The 4,899-nt window shown below is 66.2% G+C and carries 3 protein-coding genes; 2 read left to right on the top strand and 1 reads right to left on the bottom strand.

Going from position 1 to position 4,899, the window contains the following annotated elements; genetic code table 11:
- A partial coding sequence (locus KJ554_00825; protein ID MBU0740874.1) for a transposase occupies positions 1 to 134 on the top strand: 134 nt, incomplete at its 5' end.
- A 265-nt stretch (positions 135 to 399) separates the two neighbouring features.
- Here KJ554_00825 and KJ554_00830 read toward each other — a convergent pair.
- A complete protein-coding gene (locus KJ554_00830) occupies positions 400 to 2,925 on the bottom strand; it encodes a SpoIIE family protein phosphatase (protein ID MBU0740875.1) in 2,526 nt (841 codons plus the stop codon).
- Between the two features lie 197 nt (positions 2,926 to 3,122).
- Between KJ554_00830 and KJ554_00835 the strand changes: the two genes are divergently transcribed.
- Positions 3,123 to 4,899: valine--tRNA ligase (locus KJ554_00835; protein MBU0740876.1), on the top strand; the 1,777-nt coding region annotated here is incomplete at its 3' end.

A 4,899-nucleotide genomic window follows, 5' to 3' on the forward strand; every position in this document is an offset into this window, starting at 1 on the left:
CGACCGCCGCCCTGGAGGGAACAAACACCAAAATCAAACTCATGCAGAGGCAAGCCTATGGCTTCCGTGACCCCGAGTTCTTCAAGCTAAAGATCTATGCCCTGCACGAGGCCAACTACGCTTCAGCCGGATGAGCCGGAAAAATGAATAGGCCGGGCGTCTTCGCAGCGCCCGGCCCTAAATGGCCATTTCCATCGTCTGTACTCCTGATCCTATGGCTGCTGATTCTACTTCCTGAGCCACCATAGGAGGTCTACGATGGAGAGGCCAAGGAGCACCGTGATCGGATCCATTGCTGCCCTCCATGACTGTGAATGGTTACGGCGGATTCACGGGACATCATCAGAATCGACCCTTACGGTGCGGGCTTGAGCCAAAATGATGCCGGAACGGGGGGGATTATCGTATCTCGTTGATACGCATGAGAATTAAAGTTCTATCATCGGATTGTTCCGGACCGCCGTAGGCGTCAACATTGGCAAAAATCCTGTCGATGAGGGCGGTCAGCTCCAGGTCGCGATGGATGCGCGCGTCCTCGATGAGGCGTTCTTCGCCGTAGAATTCGCTTCCCGTCTCGTCCGGTTGCTCCACCAGGCCGTCCGTGTAGAGCAACAGCAGATCGCCCTGCGCCAGTTCCAGGGTGCCGCGGGCAAAGCGCTGGCTGCGGTCGACACCCAGCATGGTGCCGCCCTTCTTCAGGCGCTCCACGTAGTCCCTGCCGGTGCGGAAGAGCAGGGGCGGATTCATGCCGGCGTTGGCGTAGAGCAGGCGACCGTCCGCGGCCGTGTAGATGCCATAGAAAAAGCTCACCAGCTGGGCCGCCGGGCCCAGACTGCAGATGGCCTGGTTGAGCGACCCCAGCACGTCCTCCGGTTCGGCCTGGCGGACGGCGGCGGTCCGGAAGGCGACGCGCAGCGTGGTCATCACCAGGGCCGCGGGCACGCCCTTGCCCGCCACGTCGGCGATGGCGAAGCCCACCGTGCGCGGATCCATCCGGAAGTAGTCGAAATAGTCGCCGCCCACCTCGCGGCACGAATCCATGCGTCCGAGGACCTCGGAGCCCGGCAGGTACAGGGGTTCGCTGGGCACCAGGTTGGTCTGGATGCGTTGGGCGACGGACATCTCCGTTTCCAGGCGCTTGCGCTCCAGGCGCTCCTGGTAGAGGCGGCCGATCTCGACCAGCGCCGCCGCCTGTACCGAGAAGGTATGCAGGTTGGAGACGTCGGCCTGCGAGTACAGCGAACCGTCCGTCTTGGCGCCGAAGGCGAGCAGGCCCCGCAGGCGATTGCCGGTGATCAGGGGAACGAACAGCTGGACGCGCAATTCGGCCAGCAGCGAACGCGTGTCGTCGTCGGTGGCGGGCATGGTGTCGAGTCCATCCAGCTCCTCGGCGTAGATGGGGCGATGCGCCGTCATCAACACGCGGCAGAGGGTGCCGTCCGGTGACAGCTTCGCGACGCTCGGCTTGGGCCGTCCGTCCTCGCTGTGCAGGCCGCGCAGGATCTGGTGGTCGTCCTGCTCCAGATAGAGCGCGATGCAGGTCGGTCGGTAGAGGGCGTGCAGTTGGCGCAGCATCGTATCCGGCGCCGTGGCGCCCTCGCTGAGATCGGAGAGCTCGTGGCTGAGGCGTTGCAGGGCCTCGCGCGTGGCCTCGCGGGCGGGATAGAAGGTGCGGTCGAGCCAGCGGTGCAACAGGCGGCGCAGGGGGTTGAGCGCCAGGGCCGGGCCCATCACCGCCAGCAGCACGATCGGCAGGTCGGAACTGTGGAAGTACGCGGTCAGCGTGTGACCGAGCACGCCGACCACGAGCGCATAGAACGCGACCACCAGGATGGTCAGGATTCCGTAGATGAGGCTGTGGCGCACTACGTACTCGAGATCCAGGGCTCCGTAGCGCAGGATGGCCAGGCCGAAGCTCAGAGGCACCAGCACCAGCGAGAAGCCGAGCCACTCGCTGTGCGCGATGGCCGACGGCGGCGACGCGCTGAACAGGATGATGCCTGCCAGGAAGGGACCGAAGCCGGCCAGCAGGCCGACCAGGACCAACCTAAGCTTGGTATGCTCCACCGGCCTGCCGCGGCGGAAGACCTTGCGGGCGAAGACGACCAGTCCGGCCAGCATGTAGACCAGGAAATAGACCGCGGACAGCTGCTGCACCAGGGCCACCAGCAGCGAAGAGGTGGGGTCCAGACGCGCGCTCTGGGCGTAGATGCTGAGCAGGAACAGGGGCGCCGCCGGCAGCATCAGCAGGCGATGGCGCATGAGATTGCGCGGCGTCAGATGCGGGCGGTCGGGGAAGTAGAGGAAGAAGCGCAGGAAGACCGCCGGCAGGAGGAGATGGGCCAGGTCCCGCGCGGTCTCCTTCAGGATCATGTACGTGTAAGATGGCCAGTCGGGCACATCCATCAGGAAGAAGGCGAAGGTGGCGCACACCCCGAAGAAGTAGCGGGCCACCATGTCGTAGCGGCGGGCGAGGATCAGCCAGCCCATCAGCAGGAAGGCGAGTCCCGCCAGGGACATGCCGTAGTTCCAGATGATGCGCGCGCGCGACGGCCTGCCGGGGGTGACGGGCGCCGTGAAGAAACCGTCCCCGCGTTGCAGGAGATAGGTCTGGGTCTCCAGGTCGTAATGTCCCGCGATCGCCACGAAGTAGTCAACCATCGTGGCGACGGGCGCGCCGTCGATGGCCAGCAGGCGGTCGCCTGGCTCGAGGCCCGCGCGCGCGGCCGGGCTGCCCGGGTCGACCGTGCGTACCGTCAGATTGTGCACGGCCATGCCGGTGGTCGGCGCCTGGGCCACGTGGATGGCCACCGGCACCTCGAGGATCAGCAGCAGGGGCGCGAGCACGTAGAGAGCACCGCGCCGCAGCCAGCGGGCGGTGGCGTCTTCGGGCGTGGGCTGGGGGCCGAACTCGTTGTCGCGCATCAGGGGGCCATTGTAGCGCAGCCCCGGGACGGGTGGAAGTCCGCAGACGGGCGGACTCATCGCAGCGGACGGGTGCGCGGTTGACCCGTCTCCATTCTCTGCCTAGAATTCAAGGTCAATCCGCAACGCGGCGATCCTCCGCCGCAAGTCTTGCAAATTCAGCGTGTAGCTGCCGCGGCTGCGCTGGGGAGCCTATCGTGGACGATATCAGGGAGACGGTGAAGTATTCCCCTCGTGGGCTGGAGGAGAAATGGTACCGGGCCTGGGAGGAGGCCGGTCTCTTCGCGCCCGCCGCCGCAGCCGAGGGCGAACCCTTCGTCGTCATCCTGCCGCCGCCCAACGTCACCGGCGTGCTGCACATGGGGCACTGTCTCAGCAACGCCATCCAGGACATGCTCGTCCGCTGGATGCGCATGCACGGCCGCCCCACCCTCTGGGTGCCCGGCACCGACCACGCCAGCATCGCCACTGAGGGGGTCGTCGCCAGGCAGCTCCTCGCGGAGGGCCTGCACAAGGCGGATCTCGGCCGCGACGGTTTCCTGGAACGGGCCTGGGCCTGGAAGGAGAAGACCCACGGCACCATCACGGGCCAGATCAAGCGCCTAGGCTGCTCCCTGGACTGGCCCCGCGAGGCCTTCACCATGGACGAGGCGCGCAGCCGCGCGGTGACCCACGCCTTCGTCACGCTGCAGGCGCAGGGGCTGATCTACCGCGATCTCTACCTTGTCAACTGGTGCCCCCACTGCCTGACCGCCATCAGCGACGACGAGGTGGACCATCGTGAGGTGCAGGGGACCATGTGGCGGATCCGTTATCCGCTGGCCGACGGTTCGGGTCATCTCACGGTCGCCACCACGCGGCCGGAGACCATGTTCGGCGACACCGCCGTGGCCGTGCATCCCGACGATCCCGAACGCAACGGCCTGATCGGCAAGACCGTGCGCCTGCCCCTGACCGACCGGGAGATCCCCGTCATCGGCGATCAACACGCGGATCCCGAGAGGGGAACGGGCTATGTGAAGATCACGCCGGCACACGACCCCAACTACTTCGAGGTGGGGCGCCGGCACGGCCTGCCCCAGGTGGTCTGCATGGACGAGCGCGGCGTCATGAACGACGCTGCCGGCGATCTGGCCGGCCTGGACCGCTTCGAAGCACGTGAGGCGACGCTGCGTTTCCTGCGCGAACAGGGGCTCTACGACGGCGAGGAGAAGAACGTCCACCAGGTGGGGCATCACGACCGCTGCGGCAACATCATCGAGCCCTATCTCTCGCGCCAGTGGTTCCTGCGCATGGGCGATCTCGCGAAGCCGGCGGTGCAGGCCGTCGCGGACGGCAAGGTCAAGCTGCTGCCCGAGCGCTGGGTGGGCGTCTACCACAACTGGATGGACAACATCCGTGACTGGTGCATCTCGCGCCAGCTCTGGTGGGGGCATCGGATCCCGGTCTGGTACTGCAGCGCCTGCGCCCGGGAGATCTGCGCGGCCGACGCGCCGGACACCTGTCCCGGCTGCGGTGCCGCCGAACTCGTCCAGGACCCCGACGTGCTCGACACCTGGTTCAGCAGCTGGCTCTGGACCTTCTCACCGCTGGGGTGGCCGGATGAGAGCGACGACCTGAAGCGCTACCATCCCACGTCGCTGCTGGTCACCGGTCCCGACATCATCTTCTTCTGGGTCGCGCGCATGATCATGGCCTCCTACCACTTCCTGGGCGAGGAGCCCTTCGGCGAGGTGCTCTTCCACGGCATCGTGCGCGACGAGCAGGGACGCAAGATGAGCAAGTCCCTGGGCAACAGCCCCGATCCCGTCGACCTGATGGACAAGTACGGCGCGGACGCGCTGCGCATGTCCATGCTCATGCTGACGCCCACGGGACAGGACACCTTCTTCAGCGAGGAATCGCTCGAGGTCGGCCGCAACTTCTGCAACAAGGTCTTCCAGGCCACGAAACTGATCCTGGGGCACTGGGCCG

Source organism: bacterium (assembly GCA_018814885.1).
GTDB lineage: Bacteria > Krumholzibacteriota > Krumholzibacteriia > LZORAL124-64-63 > LZORAL124-64-63 > JAHIYU01.

Coding starts and splice junctions, on each gene's coding strand:
- KJ554_00830 (MBU0740875.1), bottom strand. CDS start 2,925: ATGCGCGACAACGAGTTCGGCCCCCAGCCCACGCCCGAAGACGCCACC.